18 protein-coding genes are annotated in these 17259 nt (G+C 62.9%); 8 read left to right on the top strand and 10 right to left on the bottom strand.

The genetic code is table 11. The features are described 5' to 3' along the window. Nucleotides 1-13: 13 nt before the first annotated feature. Together mnmG and mnmE are read right to left on the bottom strand one after the other, a co-directional pair. Complete coding sequence (gene mnmG / locus XH89_RS01170; RefSeq protein WP_194465331.1) at nucleotides 14-1894, bottom strand: tRNA uridine-5-carboxymethylaminomethyl(34) synthesis enzyme MnmG; 1881 nt, start codon at nucleotides 1892-1894, stop codon at nucleotides 14-16. A 406-nt stretch (nucleotides 1895-2300) separates the two neighbouring features. After that, entirely contained in the window at nucleotides 2301-3659 is a 1359-nt protein-coding gene (gene mnmE, locus XH89_RS01165; protein WP_194465330.1) for a tRNA uridine-5-carboxymethylaminomethyl(34) synthesis GTPase MnmE, read from the bottom strand. On the opposite strand from mnmE, the gene XH89_RS01160 reads away from it, so the two are divergent. Then, a complete protein-coding gene (locus XH89_RS01160) occupies nucleotides 3601-3867 on the top strand; it encodes a hypothetical protein (RefSeq protein WP_194468747.1) in 267 nt (88 codons plus the stop codon). The genes mnmE and XH89_RS01160 overlap by 59 nt on opposite strands. A gap of 107 nt (nucleotides 3868-3974) precedes the next feature. Here XH89_RS01160 and rho read toward each other — a convergent pair whose 3' ends face one another. Continuing rightward, nucleotides 3975-5240 (bottom strand): transcription termination factor Rho, encoded by a 1266-nt coding sequence (rho, locus tag XH89_RS01155; protein WP_008133567.1) that lies wholly within the window; start codon nucleotides 5238-5240, stop codon nucleotides 3975-3977. 247 nt (nucleotides 5241-5487) lie between these two features. Beyond that, the gene (hemJ, locus tag XH89_RS01150) at nucleotides 5488-5922 is read right to left on the bottom strand and encodes a protoporphyrinogen oxidase HemJ (protein WP_194465329.1); all 435 of its coding nucleotides are present in this window, start codon (nucleotides 5920-5922) and stop codon (nucleotides 5488-5490) included. Between the two features lie 460 nt (nucleotides 5923-6382). Between hemJ and XH89_RS01145 the strand changes: the two genes are divergently transcribed. The 4 genes from XH89_RS01145 to dnaQ are packed head-to-tail and all read left to right on the top strand — an operon-like array spanning nucleotide 6383 to nucleotide 9220. After that, entirely contained in the window at nucleotides 6383-7228 is an 846-nt protein-coding gene (locus tag XH89_RS01145) for a pyruvate, water dikinase regulatory protein (protein WP_188106956.1), read from the top strand. Then, a complete protein-coding gene (locus XH89_RS01140; RefSeq protein ID WP_194465328.1) occupies nucleotides 7229-7837 on the top strand; it encodes a Maf family protein in 609 nt (202 codons plus the stop codon). Nucleotides 7838-7862: 25 nt separating this feature from the next. Then, on the top strand, nucleotides 7863-8462 hold the full coding sequence (coaE, locus tag XH89_RS01135) for a dephospho-CoA kinase (protein WP_194465327.1): 600 nt from the start codon (nucleotides 7863-7865) through the stop codon (nucleotides 8460-8462). A 41-nt stretch (nucleotides 8463-8503) separates the two neighbouring features. After that, nucleotides 8504-9220: a DNA polymerase III subunit epsilon gene (gene dnaQ / locus XH89_RS01130; RefSeq protein ID WP_194465326.1), complete on the top strand. Its 717-nt coding sequence runs from the start codon at nucleotides 8504-8506 to the stop codon at nucleotides 9218-9220. A 9-nt stretch (nucleotides 9221-9229) separates the two neighbouring features. Here the strand turns inward: dnaQ and secB are convergent, their stop codons facing one another. After that, nucleotides 9230-9715 carry a protein-export chaperone SecB gene (secB, locus tag XH89_RS01125; protein ID WP_194465325.1) on the bottom strand — a complete coding sequence of 162 codons (486 nt, stop codon included), beginning with the start codon at nucleotides 9713-9715 and terminating at the stop codon, nucleotides 9230-9232. Nucleotides 9716-10125: 410 nt separating this feature from the next. On the opposite strand from secB, the gene XH89_RS01120 reads away from it, so the two are divergent. From XH89_RS01120 to XH89_RS01110, 3 genes are read left to right on the top strand one after another with little or no spacing between them, the layout of a single operon-like run. Continuing rightward, nucleotides 10126-10830 (top strand): Tim44/TimA family putative adaptor protein, encoded by a 705-nt coding sequence (locus XH89_RS01120; RefSeq protein WP_194465324.1) that lies wholly within the window; start codon nucleotides 10126-10128, stop codon nucleotides 10828-10830. Further along, nucleotides 10808-12337, top strand: coding sequence for a murein transglycosylase A (locus XH89_RS01115; RefSeq protein WP_194465323.1), 1530 nt, complete (start codon nucleotides 10808-10810; stop codon nucleotides 12335-12337). Before XH89_RS01120 ends, XH89_RS01115 begins: the two co-directional genes overlap by 23 nt. Continuing rightward, on the top strand, nucleotides 12334-12924 hold the full coding sequence (locus XH89_RS01110) for a Smr/MutS family protein (protein WP_194465322.1): 591 nt from the start codon (nucleotides 12334-12336) through the stop codon (nucleotides 12922-12924). The genes XH89_RS01115 and XH89_RS01110 overlap by 4 nt, the downstream gene beginning before the upstream one ends. Here the strand turns inward: XH89_RS01110 and XH89_RS01105 are convergent. The 5 genes from XH89_RS01105 to hslV all read right to left on the bottom strand — a co-directional run bounded on the left by XH89_RS01105 (nucleotide 12921) and on the right by hslV (nucleotide 17257). Next, nucleotides 12921-14045 carry a hypothetical protein gene (locus XH89_RS01105; RefSeq protein WP_194468328.1) on the bottom strand — a complete coding sequence of 375 codons (1125 nt, stop codon included), beginning with the start codon at nucleotides 14043-14045 and terminating at the stop codon, nucleotides 12921-12923. The two genes, XH89_RS01110 and XH89_RS01105, sit on opposite strands and share 4 nt — an antisense overlap. A 188-nt stretch (nucleotides 14046-14233) precedes the next feature. Then, on the bottom strand, nucleotides 14234-15538 hold the full coding sequence (gene hslU, locus XH89_RS01100; protein WP_194465321.1) for an ATP-dependent protease ATPase subunit HslU: 1305 nt from the start codon (nucleotides 15536-15538) through the stop codon (nucleotides 14234-14236). Nucleotides 15539-15590: 52 nt separating this feature from the next. Then, nucleotides 15591-16211 carry a DUF2585 domain-containing protein gene (locus XH89_RS01095; RefSeq protein ID WP_194465320.1) on the bottom strand — a complete coding sequence of 207 codons (621 nt, stop codon included), beginning with the start codon at nucleotides 16209-16211 and terminating at the stop codon, nucleotides 15591-15593. After that, nucleotides 16208-16693, bottom strand: coding sequence for a GNAT family N-acetyltransferase (locus XH89_RS01090; RefSeq protein ID WP_194465319.1), 486 nt, complete (start codon nucleotides 16691-16693; stop codon nucleotides 16208-16210). The genes XH89_RS01095 and XH89_RS01090 overlap by 4 nt, the downstream gene beginning before the upstream one ends. A 3-nt stretch (nucleotides 16694-16696) precedes the next feature. Then, the gene (gene hslV, locus XH89_RS01085; protein ID WP_194465318.1) at nucleotides 16697-17257 is read right to left on the bottom strand and encodes an ATP-dependent protease subunit HslV; all 561 of its coding nucleotides are present in this window, start codon (nucleotides 17255-17257) and stop codon (nucleotides 16697-16699) included. Between the last annotated feature and the right edge of the window lie 2 nt (nucleotides 17258-17259).

The raw sequence follows: 17259 nt of genomic DNA, 5'->3' as shown, positions 1-17259 counted from the left end.
TCACGTGAAACGCCTATGCGATTGCTTTGGAAGTCTTTCGTGCTTCACGACGCAGGTAAGCCGCAAGGATGCCAAGCGCTGCCGGCGTCATGCCGTCGATCCGCCCGGCCTGGCCGACCGTGAACGGCCGCGCCTTCTCCAGCTTGGCCCGGACTTCGTTCGAGAGACCCGGGACCAGGCCGTAATCGACGTCCGACAGCACCATCCCCTCGTCGCGGCGGAAGGCTTGGACGTCCGCACTCTGACGCTCGAGATAGACGTCGTATTTGGCGTCGATCTCGAGATGGGTGGCGATCACAGGATCGATCGCCGACAACTCCGGCCAGATGGCGCGGACCTGGCTCCAGCCGATGTCGGGATAAGCCATCAGCTCGAAGGCGGACCGGCGCTGGCCATCCCGGTTCAGGGACAGTCCGTGCTTGATCGCCTCGTTCGGGGTGATGGTCAGGGACTTCGAAAGTGTCCGGGCGGCGTTCAGGACATCCATCTTGGCGCGATGATGCCGGGTCCGGGCAGCGCCGACGCAGCCCAGTGCGATCCCCTTCTCCGTCAGCCGCTGATCAGCATTGTCCGCCCGCAAGGTCAGCCGGTACTCGGCCCTGGAGGTGAACATCCGATAGGGCTCGCTGATCCCACGGGTGACGAGGTCGTCGATCATCACGCCGAGATAGCCGTCAGCACGGTCGAACACGGTCAGGGCCGCACCGCTGGCGGAGAGTGCCGCATTGAGGCCTGCGACGATGCCCTGACCGGCAGCCTCCTCATAGCCGGTGGTGCCGTTGATCTGTCCGGCCAGGAACAGACCGCGCAGCCGCTTGGTCTGCAGGGTCGGATCCAGCTCCCTGGGGTCGATGTGATCATACTCGATGGCGTAGCCCGGACGGACCATCTTCACCCGCTCGAGGCCGGGGATGCTGGCGAGGATCGCGAGCTGGATCTCCTCCGGCAGCGAAGTAGAGATGCCATTGGGGTAGACGGTGGTATCGTCGAGACCTTCCGGCTCCAGGAAGATCTGGTGACCCTCGCGATCGCCGAAGCGGACGATCTTGTCCTCGATCGAGGGGCAATAGCGCGGTCCGGAGCTCTTGATCTGGCCGGAGTACATCGGGGAGCGATGGACGTTGGCCCTGATAACCTCATGGGTGGCTGACGTGGTCCGGGTGATGCCGCACTGGATTTGAGGCGTCGTGATCCGCTCGGTCATGACCGAGAACGGCTCCGGCGGCTCGTCTCCGGGCTGCATTTCGACCGCGGACCAGTCGATGGTGGAACCATCCAGACGCGGCGGCGTGCCGGTCTTGAGGCGTCCGAGCGTGAAACCGGCACGCTCAAAGGAGGCCGAAAGGCCCAGCGCCGGCGCCTCGCCGACCCGGCCAGCCGGCCAATTCTTCTCACCGAGGTGGATCAGACCACGCAGGAAGGTGCCGGTGGTGACGACAACAGCCCCTGCCCGGAGCTGCTGGCCATCCGCCAGACGCAGTCCGGTGACCCGTCCATCGACCACAATCAGCTCGGCGGCCTCGCCCTCGATGACGGAAAGACCTTCGGTCTGCTGGATCGCGGCCTGCATGGCGGCAGCGTACAGCTTCCGGTCAGCCTGAGCCCGCGGACCACGGACGGCCGGGCCCTTGCGACGGTTGAGAACGCGAAACTGAATGCCCCCGGCATCGCCGACCCGGCCCATCAGACCGTCAAGGGCATCGACTTCGCGAACCAGATGGCCCTTGCCGAGACCGCCAATGGCCGGATTGCAGGACATCGCGCCGATGGTGGAGAAACGATGCGTCACCAGAGCGGTCGTCGCACCCATCCGGGCAGAAGCAGCCGCGGCCTCACAGCCGGCGTGGCCGCCGCCAATAACGATGACGTCGAAACTCTCTCGCTCTGATCGCATGGCGGGACTTCTAGCTCAGCGGCCGGAAAGCCGGAAGTGGAAACTGGGCAAGACCGATGTTTCACGTGAAACGGGCTGGGCTGAAGCTGGGCGGCTTTGCGCAAAACAACCCCATGCACAGTAGGTTTGGCAGCCGGTGTTTCACGTGAAACGGTCGCTGGCGACTGAGCAGGCGCCCGATAGATTAACGCCGCCACTACGGACACCGTCATTGCGAGCGCAGCGAAGCAATCCAGAAATGCGACCGCGGAAGGATTCTGGATTGCTTCGTCGCAAGGGCTCCTCGCAATGACAGCGGCTGAGTTCCGGGCGTTTCACGTGAAACAATGCGGAACCCACCTCCAGTGTTTCACGTGAAAAACACAAGAAACGGAACAAGCTCTAGTTCTACATTGAAGAACTAGCGCTACTTTCCGATGCAGAATTTCTGGAAGATGGCCCCGAGGACGTCCTCGACGTCGACCCGGCCGAGCAACCGGCCCAGGGCATAAGCCGCGGCGCGCAGCTCTTCGGCGGCGAGCTCTTCGCCCTCTTCTACAAGCTCCAGACTCCGGCGCAAGCTGTCCGATGCCCGGCTCAACAGCTCCCGCTGACGGGCCCGCGTCACCAATGCGCCCTCAGTGCTTCCGAAGAACTCGGCTGCGAATCTCACGAGAGCATCGACCAGCTCCGCAATGCCATCGCCCCGGCTCGCCGAGATCCTAAACTGGCTTCCGGGCTGATCGCCCACGGCCTCGGTCAGATCGATCTTGTTGCGCACGATCCAGACCGACCCCCCGGACAGATCGAGTTTGTCGCGCGGCTTCCACAGGGTACGCATTGCCACGGGGTCGACGACCTTGTGTCCGTCCACCAGCCAAAGCACGAGGTCGGCATCTTCGGCCCGTGCCCTCGCCCGGCGCACACCTTCCTGCTCGACCGGATCGTCGGTTTCGCGAATGCCGGCGGTATCGATCACTGTCACCGGATAGCCATCGAGATCGAGCTGCACCTCGATGACGTCGCGCGTCGTGCCGGCGTGCGGCGAGACGATCGCGACCTCGCGGCGCGCGAGCTGGTTCATCAGCGTCGACTTGCCGACATTCGGCTCGCCGGCGATCGCGACCACTAGGCCTTCGCGCAGGCGTTCAGAATGTCCCTGTGCCGCAAGGACCTTTGTGATTTCATCGTGCAGCGATCTGATTGCTTTCACTGCCGGCGCACGCAATTCCGCGGGCACATCGCCTTCATCGGAAAAATCGATTCCGGCCTCGATCAGCGCCGACGCCTCGATGATGCGTTCGCGCCAGTCGCGCGCGCGATCGCCGAGCAGGCCCTGCAGCTGGCGCAGCGCCTGGCGGCGCTGGCGATCGGTGTCGGCGTGAATGAGATCGTCGAGCCCCTCGGCCTCGGTGAGATCGAGCTTGCCGTTCTCGAACGCGCGCCGGGTGAACTCACCGGGTTCGGCAGCACGTGAATTCGGAATTAAAGAAATAGCGACGAAGAGGGCGGCCAGCACGGCGCGACCGCCATGGACGTGAAATTCGGCAACGTCTTCGCCCGTTGCGCTTGTCGGGCCGGGAAACCAGAGCACGACTGCATCGTCGATCGGCTGGCCCGTCGCGTCACGGAGCAGCCGCCGGCTGGCTTGTCGCGGTGCCGGCAGCTTGCCCGCAAGCGCGGTCAGAACCGCCGCTGCCTGCGAGCCCGAGACCCGAACGATCGCGATGGCGCTCGGCGCCCGGCCGGACGACAACGCAAAGATGGTCTGGTCTCGCGGATGCATGGCTTATTTGTCCGGCTCGCTGCGAAAAGGCAAACGTCTCGTTTCTGCCGGCCAGGAGCAGGATTTTGCTGCAACGAATCCCGCAGCAAACACTATATTGCACCGCAATATATCCGCAGCATTTTTGCTGCAATCCAAGCCATTCGGGAAAAACGAGGCTCGTCAGATTTCAAGTATTATGTCGAGATATCAACATATTAAAGGATAATCGATGTCGCTCGAAAAACCGGCTTCCATGCTGCACTCTCCCCGCAGCAAAGCCTGCAAATGAAAAGGGCGCCCGGAGGCGCCCTCTGATCTCTTGTTGCACTGCACTCAGGTGTTCATGGAGTCGAAGAACTCCGAATTGCTCTTGGTCGAGCGCAGCTTGTCGAGCAGGAAGTCGATCGCGTCCATGGTGCCCATCGGGTTCAGGATGCGGCGGAGCACGTACATCTTCTTGAGCACCTGCGGATCGGTGATGAGCTCCTCCTTGCGGGTGCCGGAGCGCGAGATATCGATCGCCGGGAAGGTACGCTTGTCCGAGACCTTGCGGTCAAGGATCAGTTCGGAGTTACCGGTGCCCTTGAACTCTTCGAAGATGACCTCGTCCATGCGGCTGCCGGTATCGACCAGCGCGGTCGCGATGATGGTCAGCGAGCCGCCCTCCTCGATGTTGCGGGCGGCACCGAAGAAGCGCTTCGGCCGCTGCAGCGCGTTGGCGTCGACACCGCCGGTCAGCACCTTGCCCGACGACGGCACCACGGTGTTGTAGGCGCGACCGAGGCGCGTGATCGAATCGAGCAAGATGACGACATCGCGGCCGTGCTCGACGAGACGCTTGGCCTTCTCGATCACCATCTCGGCGACCTGAACGTGACGCACGGCCGGCTCGTCAAAGGTCGAGGACACGACCTCGCCCTTCACCGAGCGCTGCATATCAGTGACTTCTTCCGGACGCTCGTCGATCAGAAGCACGATCAGATAGCATTCGGGATGATTGTGCGTGATTGAATGCGCGATGTTCTGCATCAGCACGGTCTTACCCGTGCGCGGCGGCGCGACGATCAAGGCGCGCTGGCCCTTGCCGATCGGGGCGACGATGTCGATCACCCTTGCAGACAAGTCTTTCCGCGTCGGATCGTCGATTTCCATCCGGAATCGCTGGTTCGGAAACAGCGGCGTGAGGTTGTCGAAATTGACCTTGTGCTTGGCCTTTTCCGGGTCCTCGAAATTGAGCGTGTTGACCTTCAGCAGCGCGAAATAGCGCTCGCCCTCTTTCGGGCTGCGAATATGGCCTTCGATGGTGTCGCCGGTGCGTAGGCCGAAACGGCGGATCTGCGAGGGCGAAACGTAGATATCGTCCGGGCCCGGCAGATAATTGGCGTCGGGCGAGCGGAGGAAGCCGAAGCCGTCGGAGAGCACCTCGACGACGCCCTGGCCGACGATGTCGGTCTCGGCGAGTGCGAGCTGCTTGAGGATGGCGAACAGCAGCTCCTGCTTGCGCATGGTGCTGGCATTCTCGACCCCATTCTCCTCCGCGAACGAGACGAGCTCGGCGGGTGTTTTGGATTTGAGGTCTTCGAGTTTGATTTCCCGCATTGGGGTGGTCCTGTGGGGTAACCTTGGGAGGGGTGCGAGGAGGCTCTGAAATGCGGACGTGAGAAGGTAAGGTCCGCAGGTCTGGCAAGGTTAAGTGCCGGTGGGGCTTGAAACCTGATGCGGTGTCCGGCCTCTGAAAAGCTCAGACACAACCACATCCGCCTGCGTTGGGTGGGATATCGATAATATAGAAAATCGCTTTCCACTCCGCAAGCCGAAGCGCTGAGCGATCGTTCACGATTGCTGCCTAGAACGGCTTCACGATCACCATGATGACGATGATAATCATCAGGATGGTCGGCACCTCATTGATAATCCGGAAGAATTTCTGGCTGTGGGGGCGCCGGTCGGCCGCGAAGTCCTTGAGCCAGCGGGAAAAAAAGCCGTGGACCGCGGACATCGCCAGCACCATTGCCAGTTTTACGTGCAGCCAGCCGAAGCTGAACCAATGGCCGGACCAGGCGAGGTAGAGTCCGGCCAGCCAGGTGATGATCATGGCGGGATTGATGATCGCCTTGAACAGGCGGCGTTCCATCACCTTGAAGGTTTCGGACTGCTTCGAGCCGATCTCGGCTTCGCAGTGATAAACGAACAGCCTGGGCAGATAGAGCATGCCGGCCATCCAGGAGATGACCGCGATCACATGCAGCGCCTTGATCCAGAGATAGACGTCTTCAAACATGTCCGCCGCCCGACTTTGCGCCCAGCCATTGATCGGTCTGGGGATAGTAAGAACTCGTTAAGGTCTCGCCTGCACACATATCTGTCCGTAGCGCCTTCCTCAAATCTAGAATCTTAGATTCTTAAAGGTTTGAGTCTGAGTGACCGTGGATTGGACTCACGCAATGAAGTCCGCCGCTCCGCGCGCGCTTGTTCACATCGCTCAACATGTCCCTGATGGTTCTAGCCTGCCCGGATAAATCATCCGAGCTCAAAGGCTTGCGCGTTTTCATCCGCAGCTTATCAAGGGGGTTGTCCGCGCAATCCCGTTTCTGTCTGCCTGAGGCGCCGGACTTGTCCTGACGGTCAGCAGTGTGAAGAAAATCGGCACTTATCCCGCCCCTGGTGTCGCGCATCCCTTTCCGAGGGGTTAAGCTCCACAGAAATCCACAAACCGCCCCAGCGAAATTCAAAGAGTTTTTGTGCCGACCTCGAACAATTATTTCCATCTGCACCTCGTCTCCGACTCCACCGGCGAGACCCTGATCACGGTCGCACGCGCCGTCGCCGCGCAATACGCCAACGTCACGCCGGTTGAGCATGTCTATCCGCTGGTGCGCAGCCAGAAGCAGCTCGATCGCGTGCTCGACGAGATCGAGGAGGCGCCAGGGATCGTGCTGTTCACGCTTTTGGAGAAGGATCTGGTCTCCAGGCTCGAGGACAAGTGCAAGGCGATCAATGTTCCGAGCCTCTCCATCATCGGCCCGGTCATGCAATTGTTCGAAGCTTATCTCGGCGCGGCGACGACGGGCCGCGTCGGCGCCCAGCACGTGCTCAATGCTGAATATTTCAAGCGCATCGACGCGTTGAACTACACGATGATCCATGACGACGGCCAGCATGTCGAAGGGCTCGAGGAAGCCGACGTCGTCCTGGTCGGTGTCTCCCGTACCTCGAAAACGCCGACGTCGATCTATCTCGCCAATCGCGGCATCCGCACCGCCAACGTGCCGCTGGTTCCCGGCATTCCCGTGCCGGCGCAATTGGAGACGCTGACCCGGCCGCTGGTGGTGAGCCTGCACGCGACGCCGGAACGCCTGATTCAGATCCGTCAGAACCGCCTGCTCTCGATGGGTGCCGAATCCGGATCTGGCAGCGACACCTATACCGACAAGCAATCGGTGACTGAGGAGGTCGCGTTTGCGCGCAAGCTGAGCGCCAAGCACGACTGGCCGCTGCTCGATGTGACGCGGCGCTCGATCGAGGAAACCGCTGCGGCGATCATGAAGCTTTACAGCGATCGCCAGCGCAACCGGCCCTCCGAATAAATGGCTCTCTGGCGCGGCACATCTCCGTTGATCCTGGCATCGCAGAGCGGCGCGCGCAAAATGCTGCTGGCCAATGCCGGGCTCGAATTCGAAGCTGTGGCGGCAGACATCGACGAGCGCGGCATCCAGGCTGCGTCAAAGCTTTCGAACCCGCGCGAGATCGGTCTGCTGCTGGCCCGTGAAAAGGCCAAGGCGGTTTCGGCGCTCCGTCCCGGCAGCTATGTGATCGGCGCTGACCAGACGCTGGCGCTAGGCGATCGTCTGTTCAACAAGCCTGCGGGCCGCGCCCAGGCACTGGCGCAATTGCGCGATCTTGCCGGCGGCACTCACGAGCTGAATTCCGCCGTTGCCGTGGCCCATGACGGCAGGATTGTCTTCGATTATGTCTCAATCGCCCGCATGACCATGCGGCAGATGTCCGAGGGCGAGCTTTCGGTCTATCTCGACGCCGCTGGTGAGGCCGTCACCAGGAGCGTCGGCGCCTATCAGCTCGAGGGCCTCGGCATCCATCTGTTCGAGCGCATCGAGGGCGATCATTTCACCATTCTCGGCCTGCCGCTCTTGCCGCTGCTTGCGTTCCTGCGGCGCGAGCGGCTAGTTGCGATGTGACGGATTGAGAGATGGCTAGGCGCCGATGCGGATTCTCGGACTGACAGGCTCGATCGGGATGGGCAAATCCACCACCGCGAAATTATTCGCGGAGGCGGGCGTGCCGGTCTACGACGCCGATGCCGCCGTCCATCAGCTCTATGAAGGCGAGGCGGCGCCGGCGATCGAGGCCGCCTTCCCCGGCACCACTGTGAATGGCAAGGTCGACCGCCAAAAGCTGTCGGCGCGTGTGGTGCATGATCCCGCCGCGATCAAGCAGCTCGAGCAGATCGTCCATCCGATGCTCGGTGCGTCCCGACAGAAATTCTTCGCCGACGCGGAAGCCGCCAAGGCCCCGGTCGTGGTGCTGGACATTCCGCTGCTGTTCGAGACCGGCGGCGAGAAGCGCGTCGATGCCGTGGTCGTGGTCTCGACCTCGCCGGAGCTGCAGCGCGAGCGTGTGCTGGCGCGGGGAACAATGGACGAGGCCAAGCTGGACGCCATCATCGCCAAGCAGACGCCCGATGCCGAAAAGCGCAAGCGGGCCGATTTCGTGGTGGATACGTCACACGGACTTGAGCCGGTGCGCGCGCAAATCACGCACATCCTGGCCGAGGTCGCTAAGATGCCGCAGCGGCGAAGCTGATTCGCCGACCTTTACGGCTTCCTGCACGGCGTCTTAAAATCATGCGTGAAATCGTTCTCGATACCGAAACCACCGGCCTCGATCCCTTGCGCGGCGATCGGCTGGTCGAAATCGGCTGCGTCGAGATCTTCAACCGCATGCCGACTGGACAGACCTATCACGTCTACATCAACCCCGAACGGGACATGCCGGCGGAAGCCTTTGCCGTGCACGGGCTCTCGGCCGAGTTTCTCTCGACCAAGCCGCTGTTCCACGAGATCGTCGACGCTTTCCTGGAATTCATCGGCGATGCGCCGCTCGTGATCCACAACGCCTCGTTCGACATCAGCTTCATCAATGCCGAGCTTGACCGGATCAAGCGTCCGGCGATCCCGCGCGAGCGCCTGGTCGATACGCTGCTGCTGGCGCGGCGCAAGCATCCCGGCGTGTCGAACCGGCTCGACGATCTCTGCTCACGCTACGCGATCGACAATTCACACCGCACCAAGCATGGCGCGTTGCTGGATTCCGAGCTGCTCGCGGAAGTCTATGTCGATCTGGTCGGGGCGCGGCAATCGCAGCTGCTGCTGGCGTCGGAAACCCAGGAGATCCGCGTCAATGCCGCCGGCGATGCACCGCGGCGGCAGCGGCCGGTAGCCCTTGCGCCGCGGGTGTCGGACGCCGAGCGCGAGGCCCATCGGGCCTTCATTGCAACGATGGGCGACAAGGCGATCTGGAACGAGTTCTTGCCCGCTCCAGTTGCGCCTCCGGCCGGGTAGTTTTGCCGGTCAGGCCTGACCGGCCGGCTGCTGGGCGGCCATCTGCCGCTCCATGTTCTGGCGGTAAAGGCCGACGAAATCGACCGGATCCAGCATCAGGGGCGGGAACCCGCCATCGCGCACGGCGGTTGCGATGATTTCACGGGCGAACGGGAACAGCAGGCGCGGGCATTCGATCATGACCAGCGGATGCAGGTTCTCCTTCGGCACATTGGCGATGCGGAACACGCCGGCATAGGCGAGCTCGAACGAGAACATCACCTTGCCCGCGGTCTCGGCCTTGCCCTCGACCGACAGCGTCACCTCGAACTCGGTTTCGCTGAGGTTGTTGGCGCCGACATTGATCTGGATGTTGATCTGGGGCGGCTGGCTCTGCTGCTGCAGCGAGCTCGGTGCGTTCGGATTTTCGAACGAGAGATCCTTGGTGTATTGCGCCAGCACATTGAGCTGGGGAGCCTGGGCCGCCTCGGGAGGGGTGCCGTTACCGTTGGTCATCAAAGTATCTCCTTACCCGATTGGGGCTGAATTTCGCGGCGGTTGGCTAACATAGGGCCGCCTCATTCCACAAGGACGAACGGCTCCGGAGCGCCGATCCGGCCTTTTCTGCAACTGTGACGTTTGACCCGCCCCGGACGCCAAACCGCAGGTTAAACGCTTGAAGATGCGCGATTTCCGCCCACGATCGGGTTTCCCCTTAAGCATAAAACGCGCTACACTTGATGCTGTGCCAAAAGGCGCCATTGGCCGGGCTAAGTTTCGTGCCTACATCCGACGGACGTGACACGCGGGCCTAAAATGATGATGTCATCTTGCCGTTCCGGTATGGAACGGTCTACTGGCCGGATCGATTTTCCCCGGCAGCGACCTCAAAGACGACCTCAGTAAAGACCAGAAAGCGATACGACGTGGATATCTACACCATCATCTTCCTTGCGCTGGCGGTCTTTATCTTCCTGCGGCTGCGTAGCGTGCTGGGACAGCGGACTGGCAATGAGCGGCCGCCGTTCGACCGCACAGCTCGCAATGCGCTCGGCGGTGCTCCGGACAAGAACGTCGTGACCATGCCGGGCAAGGTGATCGATCAGCCGCCGCTGGCGCCGACAGCCGAGCCGACCCCGCCTTCCGACCGCTGGAAAGGCCTGACCGAGCCCGGCACCGCGCTGGCCCAGGGTCTCGACGCCATCGTCGACAAGGATTCCACCTTCGATCCGCGTCACTTCCTGTCCGGCGCCCGCGGCGCCTATGAGATGATCGTGCTGGCCTTTGCCAATGGCGATCGCCGCGCGCTGCGCGACCTCTTGTCGTCCGAGGTCTATGAGAGCTTTGATTCCGCGATCAGGGAACGCGAGAAGAACGACCAGAAGACCGAGACCCGCTTCGTCTCGATCGACAAGGCCGAGCTGGTCGGCGCCGAGCTGCGCGACCGCACGGCGCAGCTGACCGTGCGCTTCGTCTCGCAGATGATCTCGGTCACCCGCGACAAGGCCGGCAACATCGTCGACGGCAACGCCGACAAGGTCGCCGACATCACCGATATCTGGACTTTCGCCCGCGACACCACCTCTCGCGATCCGAACTGGAAGCTGGTTGGCACCGGAAGCGCGAATTAAGATCCTTCTGAAGAACGGCGCGACGGCGCTTTGCGCGGGCCTCGTCGTGCTGGCTTCGTTTTCGCTCGGCGCCGAGGCTGCGCGGCGTCATTACCGCAGCCATCATCATCGCATTCCCGAGGTCGCCGCGATACCGCCGAGGGCTTTGCCCTATCCGCAGCTCCCGCTTCCGTTTGAAATACCCGGCGCGCAATATCTGCCGCTGGCCTGGGCCGACGTGAAAGGCTGGAGCGAGGACGATCATCTCGCGGCCTACAAGACGTTCCGCGCCAGTTGCCGTTCGATCAATGCGCAAACCGGCGCGCTCGAGCCCAAGGCTCTTGAACAAAAGGCCCTGGCCGGCTCGTTGGCCGAGCCCTGTCGCGCCGCCAAATCGCGCGAGCCGATCGACGATGCGAGCGCAAAGACCTTCTTCGAGACCAACTTTTCGCCGCTGCGCATCTCGCGCCTAGGGGAGCCCGACGGTTTCGTCACCGGCTATTACGAGCCGGTGCTGGACGGATCGCGCACGCAGACCGATGTCTATAACGTGCCGGTCTATCGCCGCCCCTCCAACCTGTTCGTGCGCGGATTCAATCAGGCTTCCGTCAGCCTGCCCAACAAGGGGCCGGTCTATCGCAAGATCGGCCGCCGCAAGCTCGTGCCCTATTACGACCGCGGCGAGATCGAGGACGGCAAGATCGCCGGCCGTGGGCTCGAAATCGCCTGGCTGAAGGACCCGACCGATCTCTTGTTCGCGCAGATCCAGGGCTCGGCGCGGATCAAGTTCGACGACGGCGCCACTATCCGAATCAACTACGATTCCTACAACGGCTATCCCTACACCGCTGTCGGACGTGTCCTGATCGAGCGCGGCATCATTCCCAAGGAAGAGATGTCGATGCAGAAGATCAGAGAGTGGATGACGCAGAACCCCGACGGCGCCAAGGAGCTGCGGCGGCAGAACCGCTCCTACATCTTCTTCCACGAGGTCAATCTGTCCGACAAGGACGAGGCCGTTGGCGCGCAGGGCATCCCGCTGACCGCTGGCCGCTCGATCGCAGTCGACAAGTCACTCCACGTCTACGGCACGCCGTTTTTCATCGAGGGCGAGCTGCCGATCGAGTCCGATCGCGCCAAGACGGCGTTCCATCGCCTGATGATCGCGCAGGATACCGGCTCGGCCATCATCGGCCCTGCGCGCGCCGATCTCTATTTTGGCGCGGGCGCCGAGGCCGGCCGCGTCTCGGGCCGGCTGCGCCATCCCATGCATTTCGTGATGCTGGTGCCGAAGAGCCTCGATCCCAATGTGCGTGCCGCGCGACTGCCGGTGCCGGATCCGCGGCCGTCGGAGAAAATCGCAAAGCTGTTTCCGCAAGCGCCCGCAGCCAAACCGGTCGCTCCAGCGCCCAGCAAGGACGAGACTGTGGCCATTGCCGGGCCGGTGCCATTGCCGGCACCGCGTCCTGTGATAGAGCCTGTCCGCGAACCGCGCAGGCACATGAAAAGTCGTTCCCACCAGCAATGAAGCGATCGTCTCGTCCGCCCGTGCTGGATCCGCGTCCCTCGCCGCGCCGTCGTGGCTTAAGCGAGGAAGACCGCGAGCTGTGGGACCTCGTCGCAAAACAGGTCAAGCCGCTGCGAAAGCACCGCGCGGCGAAGCTTCACGCCGCGTCGCGCGCCGAGCCTGCGCCTGCAGCGCATCTTGCAAAGCCCGCGCTGTCGCCGCGTCCATTGGCCGCCACCCCGGTCCCGCGTCCGTCAAAACCGGCGATGCCGCCGCTGGCTCCGCTCGGCAAGCGCGAGCGGACAAAACTGTCGCGGGGCCGTAGCGAGATCGAGGCGCGGCTTGATCTGCACGGCATGACCCAGATGCGCGCCCACCGCGCCCTCACCGGCTTCCTGCACCGTGCCCATCACGACGGCCTGACCTTCGTGCTCGTCATCACCGGCAAGGGCCGCAGCGGCGGCGAAAGCGGTGTGCTTCGCCGCCAGGTGCCGGAATGGCTGAGCCTGCCGGAATTCCGCGCCTTCGTGGTCGGGTTCGAGGAAGCCAGCATCGGCCATGGCGGCGAGGGCGCGCTCTATGTGCGGATCCGCCGGGCGAGATATTAGAACGGCCGCACGATTCCGACGCGCGGGATCAGGGTGACGATCAGGCCGAAGATGTTGGTCTTCCGGTCCTCTTCCGGGATCAGTGGCGTCTCGTGCTTCGCCGGCAGCATCTTCACCGCATGCAGCATCAGGAACATGCAGACCGCCCAGTTCGAGATCCAGCGCGAATAGTCGAACACCATCGCGAACATCACGAGATAGCCGAGGCTGACGCCGATCAGCGCCGCGATCACGAGGTGGCGATGTGTCTCGTGTGCGAGCGCGCGGATCAGGTTTGCGAAGACACGCCACAGCGGCGCGTGCAGCCAGATCAGCAGCGCGAAGACGGGAAGGCCGAGGCTGTTGTGCGGCAGCCAGGCCCAGGTGTCCGCAATCTCCTTTGCCAGCGGCTGATACCAGATGTAGGCGAATTGCAAGAGATCGGTGCGCGCCGGATCGACCATCCTTGTCTTCAGATAGGCGACGAAATCCGCTTCCGGGATCGGCATCGTTCCCAGGAATTGCGCGGCGAAGAACAGCGCGGAGACCATGACGAAAGCGACAATGCCGAAGGCGACGTTGCTGCGATTGCAGCCGTAGACGAGATAGTGCCTGGTGACGACAATGGTGATGATCGTCGGCACATACATCAGGAGATGGATGTGGTGGATCAGGATGAGAATGATCGAGAACAGCGCCGCCGTCGCCACGAACAGCAATGAGCCCGCCGGCATCAGCAGCAGGATGATCGCCAGCGCACAGCCATAGATGTCGAAATGGCCGAGCGTGTGCATGAAGTTCTTCAGGAAGAACGGCGAGCCCGCGATGAAGACGAACAGCGGCAGCGTCTTCGCAGTGAAGCCGAACGTCTTCTGGAATAGACGTGCGTAAAGTCCAAGCGTCACCAGCCACGTTGCGCCGCCCAGCGCGAACACCAGCCACACCGGCACCTTGTCGGTGAACAGCGCGACAACCGCCCCGATCAGCGCGCGCTTGATGAAGCCGAAATGGTAGTCGACGAGCAGGTGGATATAGGGGACGTAAGGCGGCAGCTGGATCTTGTGGACGAACACGCCGACGATGATTGCGGCGTCGATGGCGAGCAGGAGCCGCCAGGGATTTTTCAGGATGTTAGCGGGCACCTGGCCCCCGCGGCGCATCAAACTCCGCCGTCGTCCCGGGCAAGCGAAGCGCGACCCGGGACCCATAACCACAGAATGCTGTTTGAGCCAAAGCTGGAGCCGCTATCTGTTCTAACAATAACCGCTGGTGGTTATGGGTCCCTGCTTTCGCAGGGACGACAACCGATTGATAGCGCGGCAGCTCGAAATTACAAAATGAACCGGCTCAGATCCGCGTTCTTGGCGAGGTCGCCGACGTGCTTCTGCACGAAATCGGCGTCGACCCTGACGGTCTCGCCATTGCGGTCGGGGGCGGTGAAGGAGATCTCGTCCAGCACCCGCTCCATCACGGTCTGGAGCCTGCGCGCGCCAATGTTCTCGACCGTGGAGTTGACGGCGACCGCGACGTCGGCGAGCGCGTCGATGGCGCTGTCGGTGATGTCGAGCGTGACGCCTTCGGTCTGCATCAAGGCGACATATTGCTTGATCAGCGAGGCCTCGGGCTCGGTCAGGATGCGGCGCATGTCGTCGCGGGTCAGCGCCTGCAATTCGACGCGGATCGGCAGGCGGCCCTGCAATTCCGGCAGCAGATCGGACGGCTTGGCGACGTGGAAGGCGCCGGAGGCAATGAACAGGATGTGGTCGGTCTTGACCGCGCCATGCTTGGTCGAGACCGTGGTGCCCTCGATCAGCGGCAGCAGGTCGCGCTGCACGCCCTCGCGCGAGACGTCGCCGGCGGCGCGGCCTTCGCGAGCACAGATCTTGTCGATCTCGTCGAGGAAGACGATGCCGTTGTTCTCAACCGCGCTGATCGCCTCCAGCGTTAGCTGGTCGGTGTCGAGCAGCTTGTCGGATTCCTCGTTGACGAGGATCTCGTGCGAGCCTTCCACCGTCAGCCGCCGCGTCTTGCTGCGGCCGCCCAGCTTGCCGAAGATGTCGCCGATCGAGATCGCGCCCATCTGCGCGCCCGGCATGCCCGGGATCTCGAACATCGGCATGCCGCCGCCTGACGACTGCGTCTCGATCTCGATTTCCTTGTCGTTCAGTTCACCCGCGCGCAGCTTCTTGCGGAAGGATTCCCGGGTCGCGGAGCTGGAATTGGCGCCGACCAGCGCATCGAGCACGCGCTCCTCGGCGGCGAGCTGGGCCCGCGCCTGCACGTCCTTGCGCTTCTTCTCGCGGACCTGGGCGATCGCGACCTCGACGAGATCGCGCACGATCTGCTCGACGTCGCGGCCGACATAGCCGACCTCGGTGAACTTCGTGGCCTCGACCTTCAGGAACGGCGCGTTGGCGAGCTTTGCCAATCGCCGCGCGATCTCGGTTTTGCCGACGCCGGTGGGACCGATCATCAGGATGTTCTTGGGCAGCACCTCTTCGCGCAGCGAGCCGGTGAGCTGCTGCCGGCGCCAGCGGTTGCGCAGCGCGATCGAGACGGCGCGCTTGGCGTCGCCCTGGCCGACGATGAAACGGTCGAGTTCGGATACGATTTCGCGGGGAGAGAAGTCTGTCATGGCACCTTAGCTAGGATTGGAAACCGGCGGGGACAAGCCGCTTTTTGGGTCATCAGATGATCGGCGGACCGGATTGCCATTGCTTCACGGCCTCGACCGGGTGAATCAGCATCAGAATATTGAGCGTCAGATTGTCGCGAATGTGCAGCGCCAGCATGATCTCGAAGGCGAGCCCCAGTGCGATGGTTGCAGATATCGGCAGCACGCGCGCGGTGAGGAACCCCAGCACCATGAACAACGTGTCCGAGACCGAATTGACGATGCTGTCGCCGTAATAATCCAGCGAGATCGTGCCGGCGCGGTAGCGCTCGATGATGAATGGCGAATTCTCGACGATCTCCCAGGCGCCCTCGATCAGCATGGCGACGATCAGCCGGGCGGGCCAGGAGAGCTGCAAAAGGGAAAAGCGTCCCGAGAGCAACAGCCACGTCAATCCGTAGAACAGGAAGCCGTGCAGCACGTGCGAAAAGCTGTACCAGTCGGCGATGTGCTGGGAATTCTCCGAGCTGTTCACCACGCCGTGCCAGAGCTTGACGTAGCCGCAGGTGCAGATCGGCACCCGCCCCATCGCAAACAGGATCGAAGCCTGCAGCGCCAGCAGCAACAGTGCGATACCGACCCAGGCGAGCGGCGGGATCTCGAGCTTGCTTTCGTGCCTGTGGGCCAGCGTCACGGCTCGCGCACCATCAACAGCGCAGGCCCATCCGGCGTCTCGACCATGCGGTCGCGGACGAAGCCTGATTTCTCGTAGGCCCGCAGGGCACGTGCATTGAGCGGATCAGGATCGGTGACCATGCGCGGCAGGCCGTTTCCGAACTGCTCATCGACAAATTTGCGGATGAACGCCGAGCCGTGACCGCGCCCGATCATGTCGCTTTCGCCGATGAACTGGTCGATCCCACGCGTGCCCTCGGGTTGCGGCCCGAAGCCCGTATTCCAGGCGGTCAGGCGGTAACATTGAAGATAGCCGAACGGCCGGTTGCCGGCCAACACGATGAACTGGTCCATCGCCGGTTCGTCGAGATCGCCGCTCACCAGCGCAAACTGTTCATCCGGATCGCCCCACCACTGGCATACCTGGGCTTCGCCCAGCCACCGCCGGACCAGCGGCAGATCGGCGGTGGTCAGGGGGCGGAAGGTGTAGCCGGTCTCCACGACCTAACCGGTGGACAGCGCTTCGATAGTGACGTTGCGGTTGGTGTAGACGCAGATGTCGGCGGCGATGTCGAGGGAGCGGCGGACGATGGTCTCGGCGTCCTTGTCGGTGTCAACAAGGGCGCGGGCCGCGGCCAACGCGTAATTGCCGCCGGAGCCGATCGCCATCACGCCGGCCTCGGGCTCGAGCACGTCGCCGGTGCCTGTCAGCACCAGGGAGACGTCCTTGTCGGCCACGATCATCATGGCCTCCAGCCGGCGGAGGTAGCGGTCGGTGCGCCAGTCCTTGGCAAGCTCCACGGCCGCCCGGGTCAGCTGGCCCGGATATTGCTCGAGCTTGCTCTCCAGCCGCTCAAACAGGGTGAAGGCATCGGCGGTGGCGCCGGCAAAGCCGCCGATCACGTCGCCCTTGCCGAGTTTCCGGACCTTTTTGGCGTTGGACTTGATCACGGTCTGGCCGATCGAGACCTGGCCGTCGCCGCCGACCACCACCTTGCCGCCCTTGCGGACCGTCAAGATCGTGGTGCCGTGCCAGACCGGCGGGCTGTTCTGGGAATCCTGCATGA

The sequence above is a fragment of the Bradyrhizobium sp. CCBAU 53340 genome, assembly GCF_015291645.1.
Taxonomy (GTDB): Bacteria; Pseudomonadota; Alphaproteobacteria; order Rhizobiales; family Xanthobacteraceae; genus Bradyrhizobium.
The sequence above is the reverse complement of the archived record's forward strand: the minus strand, read 5'-3'. Positions and strand labels throughout refer to the sequence as shown.

Bases quoted from the DNA above. Each gene is read 5' to 3' on its own strand.
- mnmG (WP_194465331.1), bottom strand. From the start codon at position 1,894: ATGCGATCAGAGCGAGAGAGTTTCGACGTCATCGTTATTGGCGGCGGC.
- XH89_RS01160 (WP_194468747.1), top strand. From the start codon at position 3,601: ATGGCGCTCGGCGCCCGGCCGGACGACAACGCAAAGATGGTCTGGTCT.
- mnmE (WP_194465330.1), bottom strand. From the start codon at position 3,659: ATGCATCCGCGAGACCAGACCATCTTTGCGTTGTCGTCCGGCCGGGCG.
- rho (WP_008133567.1), bottom strand. From the start codon at position 5,240: ATGCGGGAAATCAAACTCGAAGACCTCAAATCCAAAACACCCGCCGAG.
- hemJ (WP_194465329.1), bottom strand. From the start codon at position 5,922: ATGTTTGAAGACGTCTATCTCTGGATCAAGGCGCTGCATGTGATCGCG.
- XH89_RS01140 (WP_194465328.1), top strand. From the start codon at position 7,229: ATGGCTCTCTGGCGCGGCACATCTCCGTTGATCCTGGCATCGCAGAGC.
- coaE (WP_194465327.1), top strand. From the start codon at position 7,863: ATGCGGATTCTCGGACTGACAGGCTCGATCGGGATGGGCAAATCCACC.
- dnaQ (WP_194465326.1), top strand. From the start codon at position 8,504: ATGCGTGAAATCGTTCTCGATACCGAAACCACCGGCCTCGATCCCTTG.
- secB (WP_194465325.1), bottom strand. From the start codon at position 9,715: ATGACCAACGGTAACGGCACCCCTCCCGAGGCGGCCCAGGCTCCCCAG.
- XH89_RS01110 (WP_194465322.1), top strand. From the start codon at position 12,334: ATGAAGCGATCGTCTCGTCCGCCCGTGCTGGATCCGCGTCCCTCGCCG.
- hslU (WP_194465321.1), bottom strand. From the start codon at position 15,538: ATGACAGACTTCTCTCCCCGCGAAATCGTATCCGAACTCGACCGTTTC.
- hslV (WP_194465318.1), bottom strand. From the start codon at position 17,257: ATGCAGGATTCCCAGAACAGCCCGCCGGTCTGGCACGGCACCACGATC.